The sequence below is a fragment of the Dyadobacter sp. HNCC25DJ185 genome (assembly GCF_056895195.1).
Map to the genome: position 1 here is coordinate 67,750 of NZ_JBXHAR010000010.1, position 20,454 is coordinate 88,203.

Genomic DNA, 20,454 nt, shown 5'->3' on the forward strand with positions numbered 1-20,454 from the left:
CGTATATAATAAACCGTAAGATCAGTTTCTTGCAGGCCGACGTCATGTTTCTGGCCGGTCGTTGAGTTTTTTATCCTAAGAAAATCCCCCTTATGCAAAACAAATTTGATTTTCGCGACTTTCTTCATTTCGAAAAAATGATCTCGCCCGCTTTTCTGACTGTGGTCTACTACATACATGTAATAATCAGTATCCTGGGCAGTTTATATCTGATCATGAAAGGGATTGATTCTCCTTTCGGGGGCAATATCATGGTACTGTCGGGATTTTGCGGACTGATCATCGGGCCTTTCCTGATCAGGCTGCTGTTTGAGCTGCTGATTGTCGTTTTCCAGATTCACACCCGTATTTCCAACATTGATATGGCGGTGAGAGGAGTTTCTGCTGGCAGCGCAGCTCAAAGTATAACAAATGTGAGTGAGCCGGCAGTATCTCAGGAACCGGTAGCTGATCCTGTGACCCAGGTGACAGGCGGCCTGCCGAACATACCTGCCCCGGTAGCCCCGCCCCCGATTTTTGCAGGAAATTGGCCGCCGCAGCCCGGCAAACCCACGACTTCGCCCGGTATAACGCCTAATGCCAACTTAAAAGGCATTGCAGTTCAGGTGCCCAATTGGCCGTTGGTGCTTTCTTCTGTCATCACACTGATCTGCATTATAAGTCCCTATGCAAGCATTGGCGCGGACCTGCCGATTGTTGGAAGTTTTCTCAGTAATTCGTTTAGTATCAAAAACAGTCCGGTAGGTATCATGGCTGTTTTTGGCGCACTTGCTATGATCCTCACGAGTGCCGGTGGTGTCAAATGGCTTTGGTTTATTATCGCTTACGTGCTTACTGTGCTGACTTCGGCGCTGGCTTTCATGAGCGATAGCAGCCTTTTTTCACAATTTGCGCAGGTAAAAGCAGGGATCAGGGGAACGGTCAACTCGGGGATAGGGCAGTTTTTCCCTGAGGCTGGAAAATGGTCGGATCAAATGGTGCAGAATGCGCCGGGGGCATCCCAGTTTCTAAACATGTCGTTTTATCTGCTCATCGTGTCTGCCGTTTTTGCAGGGTACTGGGCATTATCCGGCAAATATCAGGAAAAGGGTTTTTTGAATTAATCTGAATGGGCCCACATGGAACAATTAATACCCAATACAGTTATTTATGAACGTTTCTTGCTGAGAGAGGAGCTGGCCAGCGACGTTGCTACGGGTATGAGGACGTGGTCAGTGGCTGATCTGCATTCCCAGCAATTTTATGTGGTCCGCTTTTACCCCGATGGAAAAACGGAATGGTTTGTGGATAGTCAGGGGCAGGCCGAAACGCAACCCGCTGCGGCTGCCGACGATCCCCCTCAGAAACAAATTTCCCCGGCCAGGCAATCGCCTTCCGGTAAAAGGCTAATGACCTTCTTTCTGATTTTAATGATTTTCGGATCGGTTGCCGTAGCCTATTTTTACCGGGATCCATGGATGGGCTACATCAATGAGATCTTGCAAAAGGGGGCCGACACAACCCCAAATGGGGGTATCACAGACAGGCAAGGGCCAGTCGTGCAGGAAGTTATTCCAAAAGAGCCGACACCTGAGCCTCACGAATCGAGCTTTGAAATATCGGAATCTGAAGCTTTCAGGTTACTGAACAAACTTGACTCCCTTCCGGAGGATAGGCATGCCCCCATCTTTGCCGCGGCAAGGGCCGCCTTTACACAAAAGAATGGGTCGGGCAGGAGAGGACCGTTTGTAGATTCGGTTTATGTTATCTATGCAGCCCGTGGGGCACAATCCTGGCAAGTTCACCAGTTTAATGGTGACGAGCATTCCAAACAATATGCCATTGAATGGTATCAGACGGCCCATGCGCTGAAGCCTTCGCCGCATTTGACCGCAAAACTGAACTATCTCAGAAAGAGACCTCCCAACAAGAAATCCAGGCCTAAGGAAAAGCCGAAGGAAGACCTCGGCCCTTACTTCGAGCGGGACACGGAATTAAATCAACGATCGTTATGAGAAACTTTGGGCTTATTTTTTTCGCATTTTTCTTTATGCTAGTTCTGGGAGGGTGTTCGCGGAAAAGCGCGTCCGTCTCACAATCTGCCCTGGCCCTGCGTGTGGCATTGGAATCGCAGGAAAACTCCCTGATGATGCTGGATAGGATAGCTGCCGCTGCCGCTAAGGCAGATTCATTGGAGAAGATCAATCATGAAACCAATGAGAATATTCAGCAATACGTTGAAACGGAGCGTCAAAAGATAGTGGAGACAAAAGAGAAATTGGTAGCAGCACAAGCGGACATTCAGGATTATAGCGAGAAGACAGGAAATAAAAAGGAAGCTGAGGTGGTAGCAGCGGCCAATAAGGCTGTTCAGGAATCGGCCGATATGCTGCGTATCCTGGAAAAAAAGACAGAAGTGATCGTCGACTTTTTGGGCAGCGAGACTTTCTCTAAATCCGAAATAGGAGCCTTATTCCGGCCTGGCGAGTACAATCTCGTAAAGGAGCAAGTCCAGGAGGGAAAACGCCTTTTTGCCCCGATCGTCGAAAAGCTTTTCAAATTCGCGGATAAATATAAGGGCTCCTTCACAAGCTTGAAAGGGCAAATCATTGTGACCGGCTATTCAGATGCAACACCCGTGGAGAAAGGATCCGTGCTTTTTAAGGACCTGGCGTCCCGGCTTGCGGAGGATGACGCAATTACGGAACCCACTTCTCCCGACCTGAACCGCAAACTGTCGGAATTAAGGGCTGATGCAGTCAGAGAGCTGCTTTTGCAAATCATTTCCGAACAGAAAAAGAACTACCAGGAGCCGGTCGACATCACTGTCGATATTTTGGGTAGGGGTGAGGAGTTGCCGCCCGCCATAAAGGAGGTCATTAAAAATGACCGGAGAAGACGCATTGTTACCTTTTACTGGGTCGTCCTGCCCACACTTTAATGCTTTCATTTTACAAAAGACATTAGCACTATGAGCATGATGGTTAAGACGATAAGGTATACCTTATTATTATTCCTGTTCATGACTGCCCAGGTAGCTTTAGGCCAGCAGATGCGCCGGGGCAATTTTGCGATCGTTCCGTCACTTGGATTTAACATGACGGTGATGCAGCCCGCGATTGTGAACCAGAAAGGGCCGTACCTGTTGCAGCGCGGATCGGTCGACAATCCCGAATGCTATGACGATTATGGCAATCTGGTGGATTGTGATCAGCGAAATTACCACGCAGGTATTGGCGCCATGTACAGGCTCGGCAACAAGAGTGGTACAGGAGGGTGGATGATCATGGGGAATGTCGTTTACCGACAGCAGACCTATACCCTGAATTACCCGGAGAACAGAGGGTTCCATATACCCGTCAATTGTACGCCGAGCATTATGCGGCTTCTAAGGTCTACCGCCGCCGAAGTGTCCCTTGCAAAATACTGGGATACGGGAAACAGCTCACGAGGAATGCAGTTTATCGCCAGGCTGGGCGTCATGGCGGCTGGTTATTTCAAATATAAGCGCGGCAGCGCCATTGTGAACCTGCCGGACAACCGGCCGCTCAATTATGTTTCGTACGGGGATGGCACTATTATAACCATGTACGACAATGTGCCCAGATACAATATTCTGCTGACGCCTGAAATTGGCCTCCAGGAAAAGAACTTCCCGGTAGAGCTGGCCGTCTCCGCCCATATTCCGATCAAAGACCAGGTGGTTTTCAGTGAACTGCATACTTTTGCGGAGAATAATTATGTTGCCGGGAGAAACAGGGTGGATTATACGAATGCGGTTGTCAACCTGACAGTCAGGTACCGATTTGACTTCAAGCCGGGGACCAAACGCGTGAGGCAGCCAAAAACGCGGGCGGAATACCGTCCGGTACCGGTTTCGGAGCCCATTATCCCTCCAGTAAAAACCGACAGCCGGTTCGACAGGATATCGATGAAGGAGCCTACACGTCTGAATGTCTTCTTTGATCTAGAAAAGGCCGAACTGCGTAAATCATCGTTCCCGGAGCTGGATGAACTAACACAATGGCTCCAGAGGTATCCGGCGGTACGGATCAGGCTGGAAGGGCATACCGATTTGATCGGGGAGGCATCGGCTAATCTGCGCTTGTCGCAAAACAGGGTCGAAGAGGTTAAGCGATACCTGGTTAGCCATGGTGTTTCCGGGGAGCGCATTGAGGTAAAAGGTTTTGGCGAAACACGTCCGATCAGCAAGAACTGCCCGCCGCCGAATTATTGCCCGGAGAACCGCCGGGTTGAAATGGTGGTGCTGAAACGGTAAGTTAAACCTTGGGCAGCCGGTTCCTGTGCACCGGGAAGAACCCGTTGGTGAATGATGAAATTGGGTTCCCATGCCCCATTGCATTGGTAAGGGTAAAAGCTGATTTACCGATACCCATACACAACTTCTCCGATAAAGAATGCCGACATTCTCAACATCGACCCGAGGAGAGCATACGCCAGCTAACCGGCTTTTGCAGGAAATTGCTCAGATTGAGACCAATTCGGCTGTTTGATGCGAAGTTTTCCAATGGTTTGGGGAAATGAGATCCACGCGGATCAGGGTAAAAAATAGACCGTGGAACTTCGCGAAGCGTTAGGCTTTCAACAAAGCGGAGAATGTAGAGATGATTGAGCAGTATATACCGCGGTAACTACTACCCCAATCAAGTTTCACCGTAACATAATAGTGACGGATTTCGCCAAAAAACAGCGTTACAAGCATGTCAAAAAAATAGAGCGACAGTTAGTTCCGGGCAATATCCAGGTAATGTAACCGCGTGCGCCATCTAGGCAAGAGAATTCATAATGCGCCGGTTTAAAAGGGTCTGGCAGATTTTTATATAATTTGAGCTTCCAGAAATTAGCACCCACGTGCAGACCGTACTTCTGCAAAGTAATACTGTCAGCGATAATGGACTGCTCGTCGTAGGACATGTGGGGCTTGCCGGGACTGATCCGGTAAACGACATCAGCTGCCAGAAGAGCCAGCTCGTCAAAGCTGCAATTGCCACAAATATTATCCGTGTATTCAACAAGAATCAAAGTATCTGATCTATTGGAAACATCAACGCCAAATTTTGTTTTTAAGGAATCGAAAAACCGCTGACGAAATGCGCCTTCCTTTTCAGCCTCGCGGCGTGGTCGCTGTGGTCGCTGAGCTATCCGGCGACTAGCGGTAATCGAGCGCTCTATTTCTGTGTTGGCCGTTCGCGCACAGGCAGCGCAGGCAAAAAGCAGAGACAGGATGCATGTTTTGCCTAAGCCAATGCTTACCGAAGCCATAGCAGGTTTATTTTTGAACCAATGTCAGAATAAAAAAGGAGTTAATATCTATTTACCCGGTAGAGAATATTTTGTAAACAAACTTCCCGACAGGCTTTTTTTAGGGTTTCTTAATATTATCTGGGACATTAAGAGCAAATTAAAGGAGCATATCTTTAAAATGCGCGAACCTGAGGCCACGCCTTCACTAACGTCATGATTTTTGCTTGCGCACTGCCTCAACCATTTTCCGAATTACGGGAGCCTGTTGCAACATGTCAAGCTTCCTTCCACGTGGAAGCGCAACCTCCGCATGACTTAAGATCATATCAGTTGGGATGCCCCAACGATCTGCGACGTCTGCGACTAAGCGAACCAAACTCTCTATTTGCTGCCTGTTTTGAAGTGCAGCCTTACCGGTTACTTCAATACCAATGGAATTACTATTTGATATGCCACGATCAGCTTTGCCTACATGGAATACCTTGCGGGTCTCATCTTCAATGAAAGCTATTTTTCCATCCGATTGAACCGCCCAATGCGCTAGTGGCCCTTTTAAGCCTGAGCCCTTCACTCCTTCCCTTAGAATCGTAACAGAATTATCTGCTCCAACTGCATCGTGAAGAATGATTGCCCGCCGGGTCGTGTCACCAAGGTGCGCTACCGGATTGATACCATCCGGATAACTAACCCCAGGCGCCTCTCGAATGCGGTCTACAATAACTTGTGCATAATTGATTGGTCGTGCAGGCTGTGGCGAAACATACCCCTCTTCCGATGATCCTGGAACCGGCTGCTCTGTTCCTGCGATTTTTATAAGAGAGGCAAGCGACTGAGCATCAAGTGTTATTAAACCATTGTTGGCAAAGAAAACAAGACTTTTCGCGCGCTCTTTCTCATTCACAGGTTTGATAGCCTCTTTTATTAATTCATTCTGCAATTGCACTTTCTGATTGCTATTGCTGACTATTCCATTGACAAATGTGCCAACTAACCCCAAGGCCCCGGCAAATACTCCGACAACTAGCGGGTTTGCCCATCGAGCCACCCTGCCGGAATCTTCTTTAAGTCTCAATTCACGATCGCGCAACTCTTGGTCGGCAATCTGCAACAAGATGGCATACTTCGCCTGCAGAATCTTCAAGGTTTCGTCATCCGTTTTTACTGTCGGTGATAGCTCTGGGAATTGCTTTACGATGGCTTGTAGATCGTACTTTTCACTTTCTTTCATTAGAGAGCTGTTGTTGATCAAATTTTCACGGGTAGGCTATTTGGGCGAAGAAATCACAATGTTCAATTATTACCAAAGAAGTTGGATACCAAAATCTCGTTATGCCTGATCAGCAATATTTTCAGAATTCTCGTTCATTATTCAATGAGTAAAAAAGGCAATCAGCCCAATGCCAATTGCCCTCCTCGTTGCCAGCTATTTCCTTTGTTTAATCTTCCCAACTTCCTGGAAGAAAAACGCCAGCTGACGAAAAGATGCGAACCTGTGGCTACCTCGTGGATCATAACCCGATTCCTGAACAAAAACGAAGTAGCCTGAGTACATTTGCCAAAGATCTTCGATCTAGGTTCAGCGGCGCTTGAAGAAAGCAACTCTTAGACTTTCCGCCCATAGGCGCGGTGGAGCCGATCCGCCGATGCGCGGTCCGCCGATGCGGAGTCTTCCGACTCGTCGTTTTGATTGGTGTGCATAGCTATGATTTTTGGAAATGGTTAAAAGAATGCCTTGTCTTAAGTGTCCAAACGCTCATAGAAGCGCTTAGGAGGCTTTTGCTGATCCTCACCATAACAAGGCAATACTCTGAAATTCTTCATAACCCTATGATTTTTTGGAATGCGAAAATTCGTAGGATTTTGGTGGGAAGCAAATTTGGTTGGGGGGATATTTGGGCAGGAGCAGAAGAAAAAATAGCTCCGGAGGAGCGACCTGTTTCTAGGAGCCGCAATCAATGATTGGGCCCGCCGGGGCTGGGTTTTGAAGGCTGGGTTTTTGAGCTAGAAACAGGGTGCCGCTCTGCGGCTGAGGGACAACAAAATGACTTTTGGGGTATACCAAAAGTTTATACTGATAATCAAATGACAAATTGACCAAATCACTCAACTACATCTTCTAATCTATTCCCCCAGCAACTCCCTAAGCCCGACGAAAACATATCCGCGGGCTGAAAGTTCCGTAACCAGCTCGTCCAGCCGGTTATAGAACTTATCGGTCCGCCGCGGATCGGTACCAATATGTGTGAGCATAATAAACCCATTCAGCCTATTGGGATCGGACACTTCCCGCTTGATGATTGATCCGTAAATTTCTTCCGAACTCTTGTAATTGCTCATTTCCGGATAAGTGTAATCTGCGTGGGAAATGGTCCCAGGCGAGAAGTTGATCAACCGCATGCCCATTTCACCTGTCCAATCGGAAATTTTTGAATTGTACCATTCAAAAGGAGGCAAAAAATAAGGAACTTCCGATCGTTGGATGCCGAACCTGTGCATACGTTTCAAATTATCATTCAGGTCTTTTGTAAACTGGTCTTTCGAAACAAGGAGGCTGTCCCTTTTTCTCCAATCCGCATATAGAAGGTGCTTGTCCGAATGCGGCCCTAGGTAATGCCCGTCTTTTCTCAGTTTTTTAATCATACCTGAAAAAGATTTATGAGCATAAAAGTTGCCAGTCAGAAAAAACGAAGCGGTGATATGCCTGCGCTTCAACACTTTACGGATCAAATCGCCTCCGTCGGCGAATTCATCGCCGGTAAAGACGAGGGAAATTTGCTTCTTGCTTACGTCGCCCCTGATCACGGCGCCGTGCGAGTCGGTCACTACTTTTTTCCGGGTACCCCTCCCCTGGAATCCGCTTCTTTTGCCGCCAGCAGGTACACCAGGGATGCGGTTCCATCCATGGTGGGTTCGTTGGTGCTATAATCGCCCATATCATCGTGGTATACAGCGAGCTTTGACTGGAAAGCGGCGTATTCATCCGCATCGTTCAATCGGATCCCGATGAGGTTACCGTAGATGCTACCGTAAACAGGGCCGTCAACCAATCCTCCGTCCAGACGATATCCTTTTAGCGCAGTAAGGGAAGAATGCGGGTCTACGGGCGTATCCCCTTTGGCGGGCAGCCCTGAAACCATGCTGGTACCCCAGGGATTTAATCCGAAAAGCCAGTCGAAAGCGGACTGTTCCAATGCCAGATAGGTCACATCGCCTGTCAGTTGGCGGTACAGGTAACATTGGATGGCAAATGCCGTCGTGAGGTTATTGGAGCACCAGATGAACGGCACGCCGCGATAAAATGCGTTCGTTTTCGACTTTTGCCAGACCTTTTCGATACCATCCTTATAGTAGGCGATCAGCTTCTCCCTATCCGTTTTGCCGGTTTTTTTAGCAAGCTCGTAATGACCGAAATTGTGGAATGGGTACCATTGGTAATGATTGGCCGTATCGGCTCCCATCCAGGGGGTTACCGTTTCTTTTTCACCGTAGCCGAGGGCCTCTTCTTTGTACCTGTTCTCGCCTGTGAGCTGGTAAATGGAGGCCGCTCCCAATTCCATGTCGTCGACCCAGTTGTCTTCCGCATAAATGTATGGAGCTTTGACCGAAGCAGTCTGCGCGACACCTGGTTTGGCAAAGCCATATTGATAAGCCGAGATCGACTTGGAACGATACAAATCCGCAAGATATTGGTCCCGTTTTTTGTAAATGCCCGAGGCCAGTGCAAATGCGCTTGCAAACTTTCCGGCCGTGGAGGCAGCGCCGGTAGCGTTATTCTTGTATTTGCCAAGTCCCTGCTTTTCCCCGGTTATGAAGTAAACAGGCCGCCCGGTGCCTTTGCCATAACCGTAGTCGACGGAATCGAGGTTTGGAAGCCTGTATCCGGCATGATCGCGGTCGTCGGCGATCTGGTTAAACATCCAGTCGGGGCGGGGATGCATTTTTGCCAGCCAGTCCAAGCCCCATTTCGCTTCGTCGAGTACGTCGGGGATATCGTTTTTTCCTTCGAGCCCATTTGACAGGTGGTTGTCCGAAAAAATTTCTGGAAAATCGCGGAATGCTGCCAGCAAATGATAGGTAGCATTGGCCGAAGTGGTGGAATATTGCAGGTAATCCGACGCATCGTGCCAGCCCCCGGTCACATCCACAAAAGTACGGTCGGGCATCGGGCCATAGACGGTATAGCCATCCAGCGGGTGACAGGTGGCTTTCAAAAAAGGGTTATAACCGCAGCGCTGCTGCCGCATGTATTTCAATGCAAAATCCGCTGACCCCCTGTAAGCCGAATCACTGATCTCGAATTCGGGGGAGCGCGCGGTTCCCGACCTCAGGAAAAATCTTCCCGGCTCTTTGATCTCCGTAAAGTCCAGGCGGTAGGTAGCCGTAAAAGGCCCGTATGCTCCAAAGTCCTTTCCAACGCTGCTTTTCAAAACAACCCTGGACGTCTCTGCGTCTATCAGTTCAAAATTTTTAAACTTTTCTTTAGAATTGGAAGCCAACACCGCCACCTTCGGGGTAGACGCTGCATAGCCGAGCTGGTTAATGCGGATCCAGGAACCAGAATCCTGCGAATGGGAATAGCCCGCGAATAATAACAGAAGTGATAAAAAGAGGGCTTTCAATGCCGGAGACTGTTTAGGTGAAAAGGCAATTTATACAAATCCCGCCGGAAGTTTTAGCTCAAAAACCGCACATTTTTTGATTTTGGCTGCTGTCGTTTTGGAGTATTGGCACCTGCAATGCCGAATCTTAGCGGGATTTGATTATCAGCCTCTCTCCAGCTGATATGAAGCCAAAATCTTCTTCTGAAAGCACATATCTGGTGTTGTCTGCCACATCCAAAACCTGCCTGGCTATAGCCTTGCCGAGCCGGGCACAGTACCTCGAGATTGGAAAGCACCAGTTTCAACAACCATTTGGTTATCGCTATACACATGCAATCGCCGAATAGTTGCCGCCTGAAGATGGAGCATCGCGACCAGCTCAACTGGTCCTAAAACCGGTGCAACAATCGTTTCGTCTATACGTTCTTCTTCGAACCAGATCAGCGTAGCGGGCCAGAGCGCAGGCTTGTATGCTGTGTGGCCAGACACTTTATTTTTAAAGCAAATTATCTTATATGCATCACCCCGCCCATTTTCACCGTATAACGTAATATCCCAATAAACGGCGAGTCCGTTTTGGGAAAAAAGACCTTTTATTCGAATCGTGCACAAAAAACTGGCCCAATACAGTATGAAATTCAATATGACCATTCTCCGGAATTACCTTTTTGTTCAGGAAGGCATTCTTCCCGAACGCGTAAAGCTGGAAACCAATTTCAGAAAGCAACTCAGGATGTCGGACGATGACATCAAATCAATGCTTGGCTTTGTCAGCAGGCACACCGGCGTGGCTTTTCCAAGGGATGCCAGCTATTATCTGACCGATGTGTTTGACCTCGTCATTCACGTCATGGTGCGTTCGGACGACGTGGATATCAGCGACGAATACATGGATCCTGTCGCAGAACCTATCTGGCAAACCTTTCTCAGGGCAAAGTTTAGTATTCCTGCTTACAGGTATCTCAATTAATCCGGCGCCGAAACCGCCGGTATAATACACTTAAGTTTTCTCCAGAAAATATTCAGAATCGCATGCTAAGTTTGGCCCCCAAGAGAAGACCGGAGCGGTCTTCATTCGTAAACCCGACAACAAAAGCAGTCGATTGTATGCATGATGGTGATCTGAGTGGGGAAGTAGAAGGATATATTGTCAAGATTTTTAAAGCAAATGACAACCACGCCCTTTTGTTCCATAATTTGGATCATACTCGCACGGTCGTTTCAAGGGTTAGGGAAATCGCAGCTCACTATCGTCTGGTTGAAAAAGATCGTTTTATAGTTGTTTCGGCTGCGTGGTTCCATGACACCGGTTACCTCAAAGGCGGACCGACAGGGCATGAAGGGATAGGGGCGGACCTGGCAGCCGATTTTCTGAAAACCCTTCATATTTCTGACGAGGTGATCGATCAGGTCCGTACATGCATCCTGGCAACCAGGCTTCCGCAGCATCCTGCCAACTTATTGCAGGAAATCGTTTGTGACGCGGACCTCTACCATCTGGGTACCCAGTATATGTTCGACCACGACCTGCTGATGCAAAGAGAGGCAGAGCTTAGGATCGGACAGGAAATTGAAAGGTCAAAATGGCTGAAAGGCACGGCTAAATTACTGGAATCGCACCATTACCATACCTCTTATTGTCAGCGATTGTTGAACGAATTGAAACAATCGAACCTGAACAGGGTCAGGAGTTTACTCGAAGAGGCGGGCCGGTAAGGCCCGCCTCTTGTCCAGCTTCCCGGTTACTCGCTGCGCAGGCTTTTGACCGGATTTGTCAGTGCCGCTTTGATGCTTTGAAAGCTGATTGTGAGCACTGCCACCGCCAATGCTAACGCCCCTGCCGCGACAAACATCCACCAGGAAATACTGATTTTGTAAGCAAAATCCTGCAGCCAGATATTCATGCTGTACCAGGCAACCGGCACGGCGATCACAATGGCGATCACAACAAGCTGGACGAAGTCCCTGGCAAGCAGCGTCACGATCCCGGCAACGCTGGACCCCAATACTTTGCGGACGCCGATTTCCCGGGTACGGACTTGCGCGGTGTAGGCAGCGAGGCCAAATAGCCCCAGGCAGGATATGATAATTGCGATCATCGCGAAAATGTTGAACAGAAAGCCGCTCTGTTGTTCGGATTTATACATATCGTTGAAAGTATCGTCCAGAAAAGCGTAAGTGAACGCAAAATCACCATTGTACCGTTTCCAGGAACGTTCTGCGGCGGCTATCGCCTTATCGGCGTCTCGGCCCGTTGTTTTGACATAGATGCGGTTTGCATCCCCGGCATTGTAATAAAAAACAGCAGGATCGATTTTCAGCTTCATCGACGCCGTATGAAAATCCTTGACCACACCAATGATCGTGCCTTCTCTGTCCCAGAGCTTGAAGCGCTTCCCGATCGGGTCCTTGATCCGGCTCGCCCTGATGGCCGTCTCGTTCAATATGAAATGCGACGAATCGGATACCGAACCGGTAAAACCCTGGCCTTCGGCTAGCTGCATTTTAAAGAAAGACAAAAAGTCCTTGTCAATGGCCATCGGGCGCATCATCATCGTTTCGCCCGGTTCCTTGCCGTCCCAGTCGTTACTGCCCGTCTGGCCGCCTATGCGGACAATGTTGGATCCGGCGCGTGTGACGCCGACAATGCCCGGCTGGCTAAGCAAATCGGTCTTTACAGCCTCAAAATGCTTGTTCATATCCCGCATGGAGAATGAGAGGACGTGGCTTTTGTCGTACCCCAATGCCTTCGAACGAATGTATTCCAGCTGGTTGCTGATCACCAAAGTACCAATGATCAGGATCACCGAAATGGCAAATTGGGTTACCACAAGTACTTTTCGCAATGCGGCGTCACTAATGCCCGTGGATGCTTTTCCTTTGAACGCTTTCAGCGGGTCGAAAGAAGAAAGTAACAAAGCGGGATAAATGCTTGATATCGCCAACGTACCCAGCAGGGTTAATCCTATCACTTTCCAGATTTGAAAATTACCGAAATCCAGTACAAGCTGCTTGCCGGACAGCTGGTTATAAACCGGCAGCAAGGCATAGATGACGAGCACCGCAAGCAAAGCTGCCATGGCGAAAACCAAGGTGGTTTCGATGATGAACTGTAAGAAAAGCTGCTTTCGCGCCGCACCGACGATCTTGCGCATGCTCACTTCCTTGGAGCGCAACATCGAACGGGCGGTAGACAAGTTTACGTAGTTGATGCAGGCAATTCCCAGAATCAGCAAGGCAATGATGAGAAACATCCTGACGGTTTCAATGCCGCCGTCGGTCCCATCGGCCCTGTAGAGGTGTTTTCTGGTAAGCGGCTGCAAAAGATATGCAATGTCGGTGTCGTCGGGCTTATTGTGCAAATGGATATTCCTGAGCTTGTCGGCGAGCTTGGAAACCTGTTGGCCGGGTTGCAGGAGCAGGTAGGTATTGTAGTTGAACTGGTGAAAATCGTTGTCCTTATTTCGCCCGTCCGTTCTGCTGCTGTACATGTTTTTAAACAGCAGGCTGATCGGCAGGAACAGGTCGCCCTGAATGGTCGAGTTTTTGGGGAAATCCTGCACGACGCCGCTGACTGTGAAATTTTGCTGATTGTTGACGCTCAGTATTTTACCGACCGGATCTTCGTCGCCAAAGTATTTCCTGGCCGTAGTTTCCGTAAGTACCAAGGAATTGTCGTCCGCAAAAGGCTTTTCGACATTGCCTTTTATCAGATTAAAATCAAAAACAGAGAAAAGGCCGGGATCGGTAAAAGACGAGTTTTCTTCATTAAAAACCTTGTCTTTGTACCGGAAGAGAATGTACTGATCATTGTAAACCAGCCTCACGCCATCCCGGATCTCGGGCAATTCCCTTTTTCCCAATATGGCGATGGGTGCGACGGTTGTGGTCCATATCTGCTTGCTCGAACCTGTTCCGACACGGTTTTCAAGTTTATAGATATTGCCTGCATTCTTGTGAAAGCGGTCAAAACTGAGCTCATCCTGCACCCATAACAAAATCAGTATCCCGATACCCAACCCAAGGGTCAGTCCGGCGCCGTTGATAAGAGAATAGAATTTACTTTTCAGCAAATTACGCCAGGCGATTTTGAAATAGTTTTTGATCATGGCAAGATTCAGAAATAAGGTTGACGGATATTCATTTTTTTGTCTTTTGATCAATGCGGGCCGCAGACAGGCCAATGCTTCAAGCCAGTAACGCCTGCGTGCTGCCGCTACCCCGTAAGCCTGCGCCCGCTGTTCGTAGCGCTCGTACAGGTCGCCTAATACCTGCTCGCGCAGGTGCGGGGCCACCAGCCATTCGATGAAACGGGTGAGTTGGCGGGGAGGTTGGTTTGATTTCATGGCGCTTATTCGCTGCGAAGGCTCTTGACCGGATCCAACAGTGCGGCCTTTATGCTTTGGAAGCTTATCGTGATGAAAGAAATCAGGATGACAATCACGGCTGAGTACACAAACAGCCACGCGTTTAGTGCGATCCGGTACGGATAATTCTCCAGCCATTTATGGGTGGCCCACCAGGCAAGAGGCATTGCCAATAGCAAAGCGATCAGGACAAGTTTCAAAAAATCTTTTGACAAACCGGCTACAATCGCTGCTACGGACGCACCCAATACCTTACGGATACCAATTTCCTTTGTCCGGGTCTCGGCCGAAAGCACAGACAACCCCAGCAACCCGATACAGGAAATAAAAATGGTCAGAATCGCGCCGAACAGTAATATCTGTTTCCATTTTGCTTCCGATTCATAACTTTTGAGATTTTCCTGGTCTTGGAAAGCATAAGAATAAGCCTCGAGCGGGAACATGTTTTTAAAAGTTTCTCCGATGTATTTCAGGCTGTTTGTTTCACCTCCAGGCTTAATTTTGATATAGAACATCCCATAGTCGCTACCAGGGTTCATCGTAAATAACTGGGGTTCGATTTTTTCGGTGAGTGGTTTAAAATGATAGTCTTTCACCACGCCTACTACGCTGTATTTCTGGTTGATATCAAAAAAAGCAACTTCCTGCCCGATCGGCTCCTTCCAGCCGGCCTGCTTTACAAATGTTTCATTTACCAAAACCGAATGCGTTGAATCAGAGGGGTAAGCTGGAGAGAAATTTCGCCCTTTTACGACAGGAATTTGCAATAATGGGATAAAGGAGGCGTCGATCGTTTCTAATGTGATATTTACCCGTTGCTCCCCATTTACCTTTACCGTATTGCCTGCGTAACCATTATTCTTAAATGCGACATCTACAATATTGGAATTCTTGATTAATTCATCCTTGAATAAAGTTGCGTCATGGTGTTTCGTGCCCCACTTCTCAACAGTGATCAAATGGGTATCGTCATAACCCAGCTTTTCGCTGGTCAGGAAATCGAATTGTGAAAAAATGACGAGCGTAGCAATGATCAGAAATGAGGCCATGCCAAACTGCAAAACAACTAGAGACTTTTGGAGGTAATTTTTTCCGGTCAAAGTAAGCTTCGCATTGAGCGCACGAACCGGGTTGTAATCGGAGATGACCAACGCAGGATAAAATCCTGCAAGCAATACAGTACCGATAAAAAGAATAATATATCCGGCTATGAGGTTAAAATCAAAGAGATACGAAAGGGCCAGCGCCTTACCGGCTAGTTGGTTAAAAACCGGGAGAACAACTTGCACCATCAGGATGGCAAGTACAAAAGCAGCCAGGCACAGCAGAAACGACTCGCCCAGGAATTGTACCATGAGCTGATTTCTGTTACCACCTATTGATTTTCGAATGCCAATTTCCTTGGCGCGCTTGATCGACCGTGCCACCATCAGGTTTACAAAATTGATGCAGGCGATGATCAGGATAAAAAGGGCAATACCGGAAAGGATGTAGGAATAAGCCGGATTGCCTGCATCTGAAAGCCCTTCACTTGCCGATACATGCTTACTGAGATGGATATCGGTAAGAGGCTGAAGGAAAAACGACATGCCAATATCTGCGATACCATATTTTTCGCGGATCATCTTGATCGATTCTGCCGCATCCGCCTCGAACACCTTTTGCATCTTCGCGTCGACAGCTTGTACATTCGCACCAGGAGCAAGAACGACGAAGGTATTCAGGAAAAACCTGAACCAATTTTCGTTGATGCTTTCCTCGCTGGCTGAAATATGCAAAGGCAGTAGCATCTCGAATTTGATAGATGAATTCTGCGGGCAATTTTTGGCTACCCCGGTCACGGTAACAGGACTGAACCCGCTGCCGGTTTTTAAAAATATCGTTTTTCCCAAAGCTTCTGTTGTGCCAAATTGCTTTCGGGCCATTTCTTCTGTAACGACTACCGACGTCGGGTCGAGTAATGCGGTTTTGGCGTTGCCGCGTATCAATGGAAAAGAAAATACGGTCAGGAAATTGGAGTCGACCAGGCTCACGGATTGAGGGTGAATATCTGCACCTGTTTTCATTTCCGTCTGAGCCTGCTGGAGACGAACGAAAGCCAGGATTTCCGGGATGCCCGCCGAAAATCGTGATCCCTGAAAATAGCCGGTGTAACCACTGTTTGCGATGTTACCCTCCGATTTGACCATTTTCCTGTCCACACGGTAAATCTGATCGGCCCGTTCATGGAAGTGGTCGTAACTGATTTCATCTTTGGTGTAAAGCATGATCAGCATGGCCGCAGCCAGCCCGATGCTCAGCCCTGCTACATTGATGATCGAATACAATTTATTGTGAACAAAAGTCCTGTATGTGATTTTGACATAATTTTTAAACATGGCCGGATTCAGTAAAAAGGGTGACGGGTATTCATTTTTTTGTCTTTTAATAAATGCTGGCCGCATGTAGGCCAGTGCTTCAAACCAATAGCGTCTGCGGGCTGCCGTTTCCCCGTGTACCTGTGCACGTCGTTCGTAGCGCTCGTAGAGGTCACCCAATACCTGCTCACGCAGATGCGGGGCCACCAGCCAGGCGATGAGCCGGGTCAGTCGGCGGGGTGGTTGGTTTGGTTTCATACGGGAGGAGTTTAATCAGTTCCACTCCAGGCGGATGCTGGGCAGGATACGGTCCCACAAGCGGTTCCGGACAGCCCTGGCCTCTTCCAGAATGCGGCCGCCCAATGCGGTTACGGTAAAAAGCCGCTTTCTGCGGCCGCCCCGTTCGGCAGTCGCCTCTCCCCACACCGAACGGACATAACCCTTTTGTTCCAGGCGCTGAAGGGCTGCGTGTACAGCTCCCGAGGTGACCATGTTGCCGGTCTCCCGTTCGAGCTCTTCGGCAATGGCTACGGTATAGGCATTGGGAGACAGCGCTGCAACGCCGAGGAGCACCACTTCTTCAAACTCGCCTAAATCGCTTCGTCTCATCGATATGACTTATTAATTTCCAGAAACAATATGATCTGATTCGGTATAACAAATGGTATGCCAGTATGGAAAAAGAAGCTTTCAGGCGCTGTAATCGCATTTTTTTTTGAATTCAGAAACGGGAATTGTCCGCTACCGGACAGTTCTCGTTCGATTTTAAGGCATCGCGCATCACTTCACCACCATGAGCGAATTGAGGTTTCCGGTCGGGGTTTTTTGAGTATCCGGGTTAGAAGGGTCGAGGATCCATTGGCCATCCACCACCAGCTTGTAAATGTAAGTGCCCGGCGCCAGGTTGAGGTTGCATTCCCAGTCATCGCCTTTTTTGATAAAAAATGTACGCAGCGGATTCCAGTCATTGAATGATCCGCCGACGGTAACCAGCTTTGCATTCGGGTAACCCTTCAGCACCAGCTTACTGGTCCCATCGGACCGTGAGGCGTTTTCAAGCCCATTCAGTATCTGCTTGTTAGCCACGTTTTCGGGATCTTCTTTTAAAGATTTTGAATAGTAGTACATTGCCTGCTGCTGATCGCCCATGCAGAGGCTGGCATATGCATAGCCCGCCAGCGCGGCAGCGGAGCCCGGATGGGCTTCCAGGTTAAGCCGGAATACATCGAGCCCTTCGGCCAGACGCCGGGCGTCAATCAATTCATGGCCGACCCAATCCATATCCTCTTCCGTAAGCGTCGCCCGCCCGTTTCGATCCAGGAAAGGTCGGATAGCCGTGGCGACATCACTGTCCATGGTGAACCGGAGCAGCAGATTTTTAGGGTCTTTGTAAGATCCGTAATCTAAAAATGTGGCAATGGGCTTTGCCGATCCCGGAGCGCCTGTGAAGCGTTCGGTAATGGCTTCCAGTAACTGCAACCCATTGGAACTGTTGGTAAAATAGACAACAGCATCCCCCGTTGCCCGATTTCCGGCCACGAAGCATTTGAAGGCGCCATTATCGCCCCAATGCCAGAAATAGGTACCGGCGGGAGCAATTTCTAAACCCATTCCCAGTCCCCAAAACAAGCTGGCAGACAATGTGTCCTCGTCGCCGAATTTCTGCGGCAACCGGCTTTGGCGGCTCAGCATCTGCGGCGCTTTGGATTTTGATTTATTGGTTGGGGAAAGAAGCGCGAGCAGAAATTGGGCATAATCATGAGCGGTGGTCTGAAGGGAATAGGCCGCATTGGCATTTTCGGGCTTTTCTTTTCGCCAGGGGACTTTGGTATTAGGATGTGGCAAGGCAAAATCAGGATCAAAGCCGGGCTGCCATACATATCCGCTCCGATCCATATGCAGAGGGCCAAACACCTTTTCCTGCATGATTTCATTCAGGGATTTCCCGGTGAGCTTTTCAATGACCTTTTGCAGATAAACAAATCCCTCGCCCGAATAACCGAAGTGTGCGCCGGGGGTGAATTTCAGTTCGAGCTGACTGGACGCCCTGTCTTTGCGCCAGTTGGGGAAACCGCTCTGGTGGCTTAATACCAGCCGGGTGGTGATTTTTTTGTAACGCTCATCCGCTGCTGCATCCGGGTAAGGCAGATAATGATATAAGGGCTTATCCAGATCCAGCATACCATCCGCGACGAACTGCAACACCGCGTAAGCAAAAAGCGGCTTGCTGAGCGAAGCGGCATCGAAAACGGTGGAAGCCGATACTTTTCGACTCGAATCCGCCCGGACCACGCCATATCCTTTGTAATAAACAAGTTTGTTCTTTTTGATGATGGCTAGGGACAGACCAGGGACTGAGGCGCTGTCCATGATTCCGGTAATGAATGAGTCCACCTGAACAGGCTTCAAGGCGGTCGTGCCCGGCTGTGCCTGCGTGATGGTCATTTGGAGAATCAAAAAGGCAAAAATGCTGATGCGAAGGTATGGGACGGACTTCATGGGCTGGGTTGTTTGGCTCTGAATATAACAAGGTCAAATCTTTTTTCAAGCGGCTGCTTCAGCGACAGGAATTTTGAGATTTTTTATTGCAACAAAGCTATCCAAACCTGCTTTTCAAAAATAGGACGAAATGATCCGGTCTGGTTCAATGATAGTTTCTTTTTTGAAAGCACCGGACTCGTCACATCGGCGGTCCAATATATATGGAAATGAAGAGGTATTACCAAAACCTGCATTACAATGGAAACCTGATTTTTTTACGCGCAACGATTCGTATATAGTAAGCCGTGTATTTCACTGCTCAGCTGCTAGCAAGGAGGAGATTGGTTTGCTTCCTGGTGATAGACTGATCCGGTGCACAGCGTTGAAATTGACAGACGTACATGGACCCGCAGCTTGACAGGGCATTGGAGGAGAGGGGGAGGTAACTTCATGACTAGGCGCGGATATTCGCCAAAAACTGCCTCTTATAACCACCCGGCGCGGCATGGGCGAATTTGGAGAATTGCCGGTAGAAAAAGGGCATGCTCTCGTACCCGCAGGCATAGCTCACTTCGGAAACCTGCATGTCACTTTCTATCAATAATTTACAGGCGACAGAGATCCGGTATTCGTTCAGGAAAGTAAAGAAAGGCTTATTCATATTTTTGCTAAAAAAGCGCGAGAATGACCCTTCGGTCATGTGCACCAGGGCGGCGACCTGCCCAAGCGTGATCTTCTCCCGGTAATGCTCCCTCACATAATTGTAGACCACATTGATCCTCTGGCTGTCCTCATCATTGCGCGGATAAGCGTAACCCTCGGCGGATAAGACCTGCCAGTTGGAGGTGCCGGCCAGAAAATCAAGTATTTCAAGGAACCGGACAAGCTTTTTGAAGGGACTTAGGTCCGGAAGTTGTTCTATCATCCGTCCTGCCTGACCTGCTTCGGTTTGTTTAAACCTGAGCCCCCGGCCAGCCAATTTGAACATCTGCCGGATGGGATAGAACTCGGGATTTTGAACCCAGTCTTTCCCCAGAAATTGTTCCTGCCACTGTATCACGATCGCCTGCGCCGACAGCTGATTTTCCCCGGTATTTTTCCAGCAATGCGGCAGGTCGGGGCCTAGCAGCACAAGATCACCCGCACTGAAGTTTTCCACATGATTGCCGATATACCGCATTCCCTCGCTTTGCAGGATCAGGGTTAGCTCGTATTCAGGGTGATAATGCCATGGCGCATCAAACTCGGCTACTTCATGCCTGAACACTTTGAAAGAATTTTCTGTCAATGGTGTGACCTGCTCAAAAAAAGCTTTCATCGTCAATTGCTTTATATTTCCTATTATGCTCTGTTGTGGCGATAATGGATGCAATATATTACAAAATAGGGTATTATTTGGTCAAA

At 48.7% G+C, this 20,454-nt stretch carries 16 protein-coding genes; 7 read left to right on the forward strand and 9 right to left on the reverse strand.

What is annotated here, in order from left to right:
• Positions 1–92: 92 nt before the first annotated feature.
• The 4 genes from AC1XUF_RS25685 to AC1XUF_RS25700 are packed head-to-tail and all read left to right on the forward strand — an operon-like array spanning position 93 to position 4,258.
• Positions 93–1,103 carry a DUF4282 domain-containing protein gene (locus AC1XUF_RS25685; RefSeq protein WP_483344724.1) on the forward strand — a complete coding sequence of 337 codons (1,011 nt, stop codon included), beginning with the start codon at positions 93–95 and terminating at the stop codon, positions 1,101–1,103.
• A 15-nt stretch (positions 1,104–1,118) separates the two neighbouring features.
• The gene (locus AC1XUF_RS25690; protein WP_483344725.1) at positions 1,119–1,994 is read left to right on the forward strand and encodes a hypothetical protein; all 876 of its coding nucleotides are present in this window, start codon (positions 1,119–1,121) and stop codon (positions 1,992–1,994) included.
• Complete coding sequence (locus AC1XUF_RS25695; protein WP_483344726.1) at positions 1,991–2,920, forward strand: hypothetical protein; 930 nt, start codon at positions 1,991–1,993, stop codon at positions 2,918–2,920. The genes AC1XUF_RS25690 and AC1XUF_RS25695 overlap by 4 nt, the downstream gene beginning before the upstream one ends.
• Positions 2,921–2,950: 30 nt before the next feature.
• Positions 2,951–4,258: an OmpA family protein gene (locus AC1XUF_RS25700; protein ID WP_483344727.1), complete on the forward strand. Its 1,308-nt coding sequence runs from the start codon at positions 2,951–2,953 to the stop codon at positions 4,256–4,258.
• A gap of 434 nt (positions 4,259–4,692) precedes the next feature.
• Here the strand turns inward: AC1XUF_RS25700 and AC1XUF_RS25705 are convergent, their stop codons facing one another.
• The 4 genes from AC1XUF_RS25705 to AC1XUF_RS25720 form a co-directional block, all read right to left on the reverse strand.
• Complete coding sequence (locus tag AC1XUF_RS25705; RefSeq protein WP_483344728.1) at positions 4,693–5,262, reverse strand: hypothetical protein; 570 nt, start codon at positions 5,260–5,262, stop codon at positions 4,693–4,695.
• Between the two features lie 193 nt (positions 5,263–5,455).
• Positions 5,456–6,472: an N-acetylmuramoyl-L-alanine amidase gene (locus AC1XUF_RS25710; RefSeq protein ID WP_483344729.1), complete on the reverse strand. Its 1,017-nt coding sequence runs from the start codon at positions 6,470–6,472 to the stop codon at positions 5,456–5,458.
• Between the two features lie 893 nt (positions 6,473–7,365).
• Complete coding sequence (locus tag AC1XUF_RS25715) at positions 7,366–8,067, reverse strand: polysaccharide deacetylase family protein (RefSeq protein WP_483344730.1); 702 nt, start codon at positions 8,065–8,067, stop codon at positions 7,366–7,368.
• Complete coding sequence (locus AC1XUF_RS25720; RefSeq protein WP_483344731.1) at positions 8,067–9,863, reverse strand: glycoside hydrolase family 9 protein; 1,797 nt, start codon at positions 9,861–9,863, stop codon at positions 8,067–8,069. Before AC1XUF_RS25720 ends, AC1XUF_RS25715 begins: the two co-directional genes overlap by 1 nt.
• A gap of 164 nt (positions 9,864–10,027) precedes the next feature.
• Here AC1XUF_RS25720 and AC1XUF_RS25725 point away from each other — a divergent pair, with 164 nt between their 5' ends.
• The 3 genes from AC1XUF_RS25725 to AC1XUF_RS25735 all read left to right on the forward strand — a co-directional run bounded on the left by AC1XUF_RS25725 (position 10,028) and on the right by AC1XUF_RS25735 (position 11,561).
• Positions 10,028–10,192, forward strand: coding sequence for a hypothetical protein (locus AC1XUF_RS25725; protein ID WP_483344732.1), 165 nt, complete (start codon positions 10,028–10,030; stop codon positions 10,190–10,192).
• Between the two features lie 284 nt (positions 10,193–10,476).
• Positions 10,477–10,815 carry a hypothetical protein gene (locus AC1XUF_RS25730; RefSeq protein WP_483344733.1) on the forward strand — a complete coding sequence of 113 codons (339 nt, stop codon included), beginning with the start codon at positions 10,477–10,479 and terminating at the stop codon, positions 10,813–10,815.
• 62 nt (positions 10,816–10,877) lie between these two features.
• Positions 10,878–11,561, forward strand: coding sequence for an HD domain-containing protein (locus AC1XUF_RS25735; protein WP_483344734.1), 684 nt, complete (start codon positions 10,878–10,880; stop codon positions 11,559–11,561).
• A 26-nt stretch (positions 11,562–11,587) separates the two neighbouring features.
• Here AC1XUF_RS25735 and AC1XUF_RS25740 read toward each other — a convergent pair whose 3' ends face one another.
• The 5 genes from AC1XUF_RS25740 to AC1XUF_RS25760 all read right to left on the reverse strand — a co-directional run bounded on the left by AC1XUF_RS25740 (position 11,588) and on the right by AC1XUF_RS25760 (position 20,368).
• Complete coding sequence (locus tag AC1XUF_RS25740; protein ID WP_483344735.1) at positions 11,588–14,191, reverse strand: ABC transporter permease; 2,604 nt, start codon at positions 14,189–14,191, stop codon at positions 11,588–11,590.
• Positions 14,192–14,196: 5 nt separating this feature from the next.
• Positions 14,197–16,827 carry an ABC transporter permease gene (locus tag AC1XUF_RS25745; protein ID WP_483344736.1) on the reverse strand — a complete coding sequence of 877 codons (2,631 nt, stop codon included), beginning with the start codon at positions 16,825–16,827 and terminating at the stop codon, positions 14,197–14,199.
• A gap of 15 nt (positions 16,828–16,842) precedes the next feature.
• The gene (locus AC1XUF_RS25750; protein ID WP_483344737.1) at positions 16,843–17,178 is read right to left on the reverse strand and encodes a PadR family transcriptional regulator; all 336 of its coding nucleotides are present in this window, start codon (positions 17,176–17,178) and stop codon (positions 16,843–16,845) included.
• A gap of 171 nt (positions 17,179–17,349) precedes the next feature.
• Positions 17,350–19,068 carry a serine hydrolase gene (locus AC1XUF_RS25755; protein ID WP_483344738.1) on the reverse strand — a complete coding sequence of 573 codons (1,719 nt, stop codon included), beginning with the start codon at positions 19,066–19,068 and terminating at the stop codon, positions 17,350–17,352.
• A 436-nt stretch (positions 19,069–19,504) separates the two neighbouring features.
• Positions 19,505–20,368, reverse strand: a complete 864-nt coding sequence (locus AC1XUF_RS25760) for an AraC family transcriptional regulator (RefSeq protein WP_483344739.1) — start codon at positions 20,366–20,368, stop codon at positions 19,505–19,507.
• Between the last annotated feature and the right edge of the window lie 86 nt (positions 20,369–20,454).

Excerpts from the sequence above, each read along its gene's own strand:
- AC1XUF_RS25755 (WP_483344738.1), bottom strand. The coding sequence starts at position 19,068 with ATGAAGTCCGTCCCATACCTTCGCATCAGCATTTTTGCCTTTTTGATT.
- AC1XUF_RS25700 (WP_483344727.1), top strand. The coding sequence starts at position 2,951 with ATGAGCATGATGGTTAAGACGATAAGGTATACCTTATTATTATTCCTG.
- AC1XUF_RS25740 (WP_483344735.1), bottom strand. The coding sequence starts at position 14,191 with ATGAAATCAAACCAACCTCCCCGCCAACTCACCCGTTTCATCGAATGG.
- AC1XUF_RS25705 (WP_483344728.1), bottom strand. The coding sequence starts at position 5,262 with ATGGCTTCGGTAAGCATTGGCTTAGGCAAAACATGCATCCTGTCTCTG.
- AC1XUF_RS25685 (WP_483344724.1), top strand. The coding sequence starts at position 93 with ATGCAAAACAAATTTGATTTTCGCGACTTTCTTCATTTCGAAAAAATG.
- AC1XUF_RS25745 (WP_483344736.1), bottom strand. The coding sequence starts at position 16,827 with ATGAAACCAAACCAACCACCCCGCCGACTGACCCGGCTCATCGCCTGG.
- AC1XUF_RS25750 (WP_483344737.1), bottom strand. The coding sequence starts at position 17,178 with ATGAGACGAAGCGATTTAGGCGAGTTTGAAGAAGTGGTGCTCCTCGGC.
- AC1XUF_RS25725 (WP_483344732.1), top strand. The coding sequence starts at position 10,028 with ATGAAGCCAAAATCTTCTTCTGAAAGCACATATCTGGTGTTGTCTGCC.
- AC1XUF_RS25735 (WP_483344734.1), top strand. The coding sequence starts at position 10,878 with ATGCTAAGTTTGGCCCCCAAGAGAAGACCGGAGCGGTCTTCATTCGTA.
- AC1XUF_RS25730 (WP_483344733.1), top strand. The coding sequence starts at position 10,477 with ATGAAATTCAATATGACCATTCTCCGGAATTACCTTTTTGTTCAGGAA.
- AC1XUF_RS25760 (WP_483344739.1), bottom strand. The coding sequence starts at position 20,368 with ATGAAAGCTTTTTTTGAGCAGGTCACACCATTGACAGAAAATTCTTTC.
- AC1XUF_RS25690 (WP_483344725.1), top strand. The coding sequence starts at position 1,119 with ATGGAACAATTAATACCCAATACAGTTATTTATGAACGTTTCTTGCTG.
- AC1XUF_RS25695 (WP_483344726.1), top strand. The coding sequence starts at position 1,991 with ATGAGAAACTTTGGGCTTATTTTTTTCGCATTTTTCTTTATGCTAGTT.
- AC1XUF_RS25710 (WP_483344729.1), bottom strand. The coding sequence starts at position 6,472 with ATGAAAGAAAGTGAAAAGTACGATCTACAAGCCATCGTAAAGCAATTC.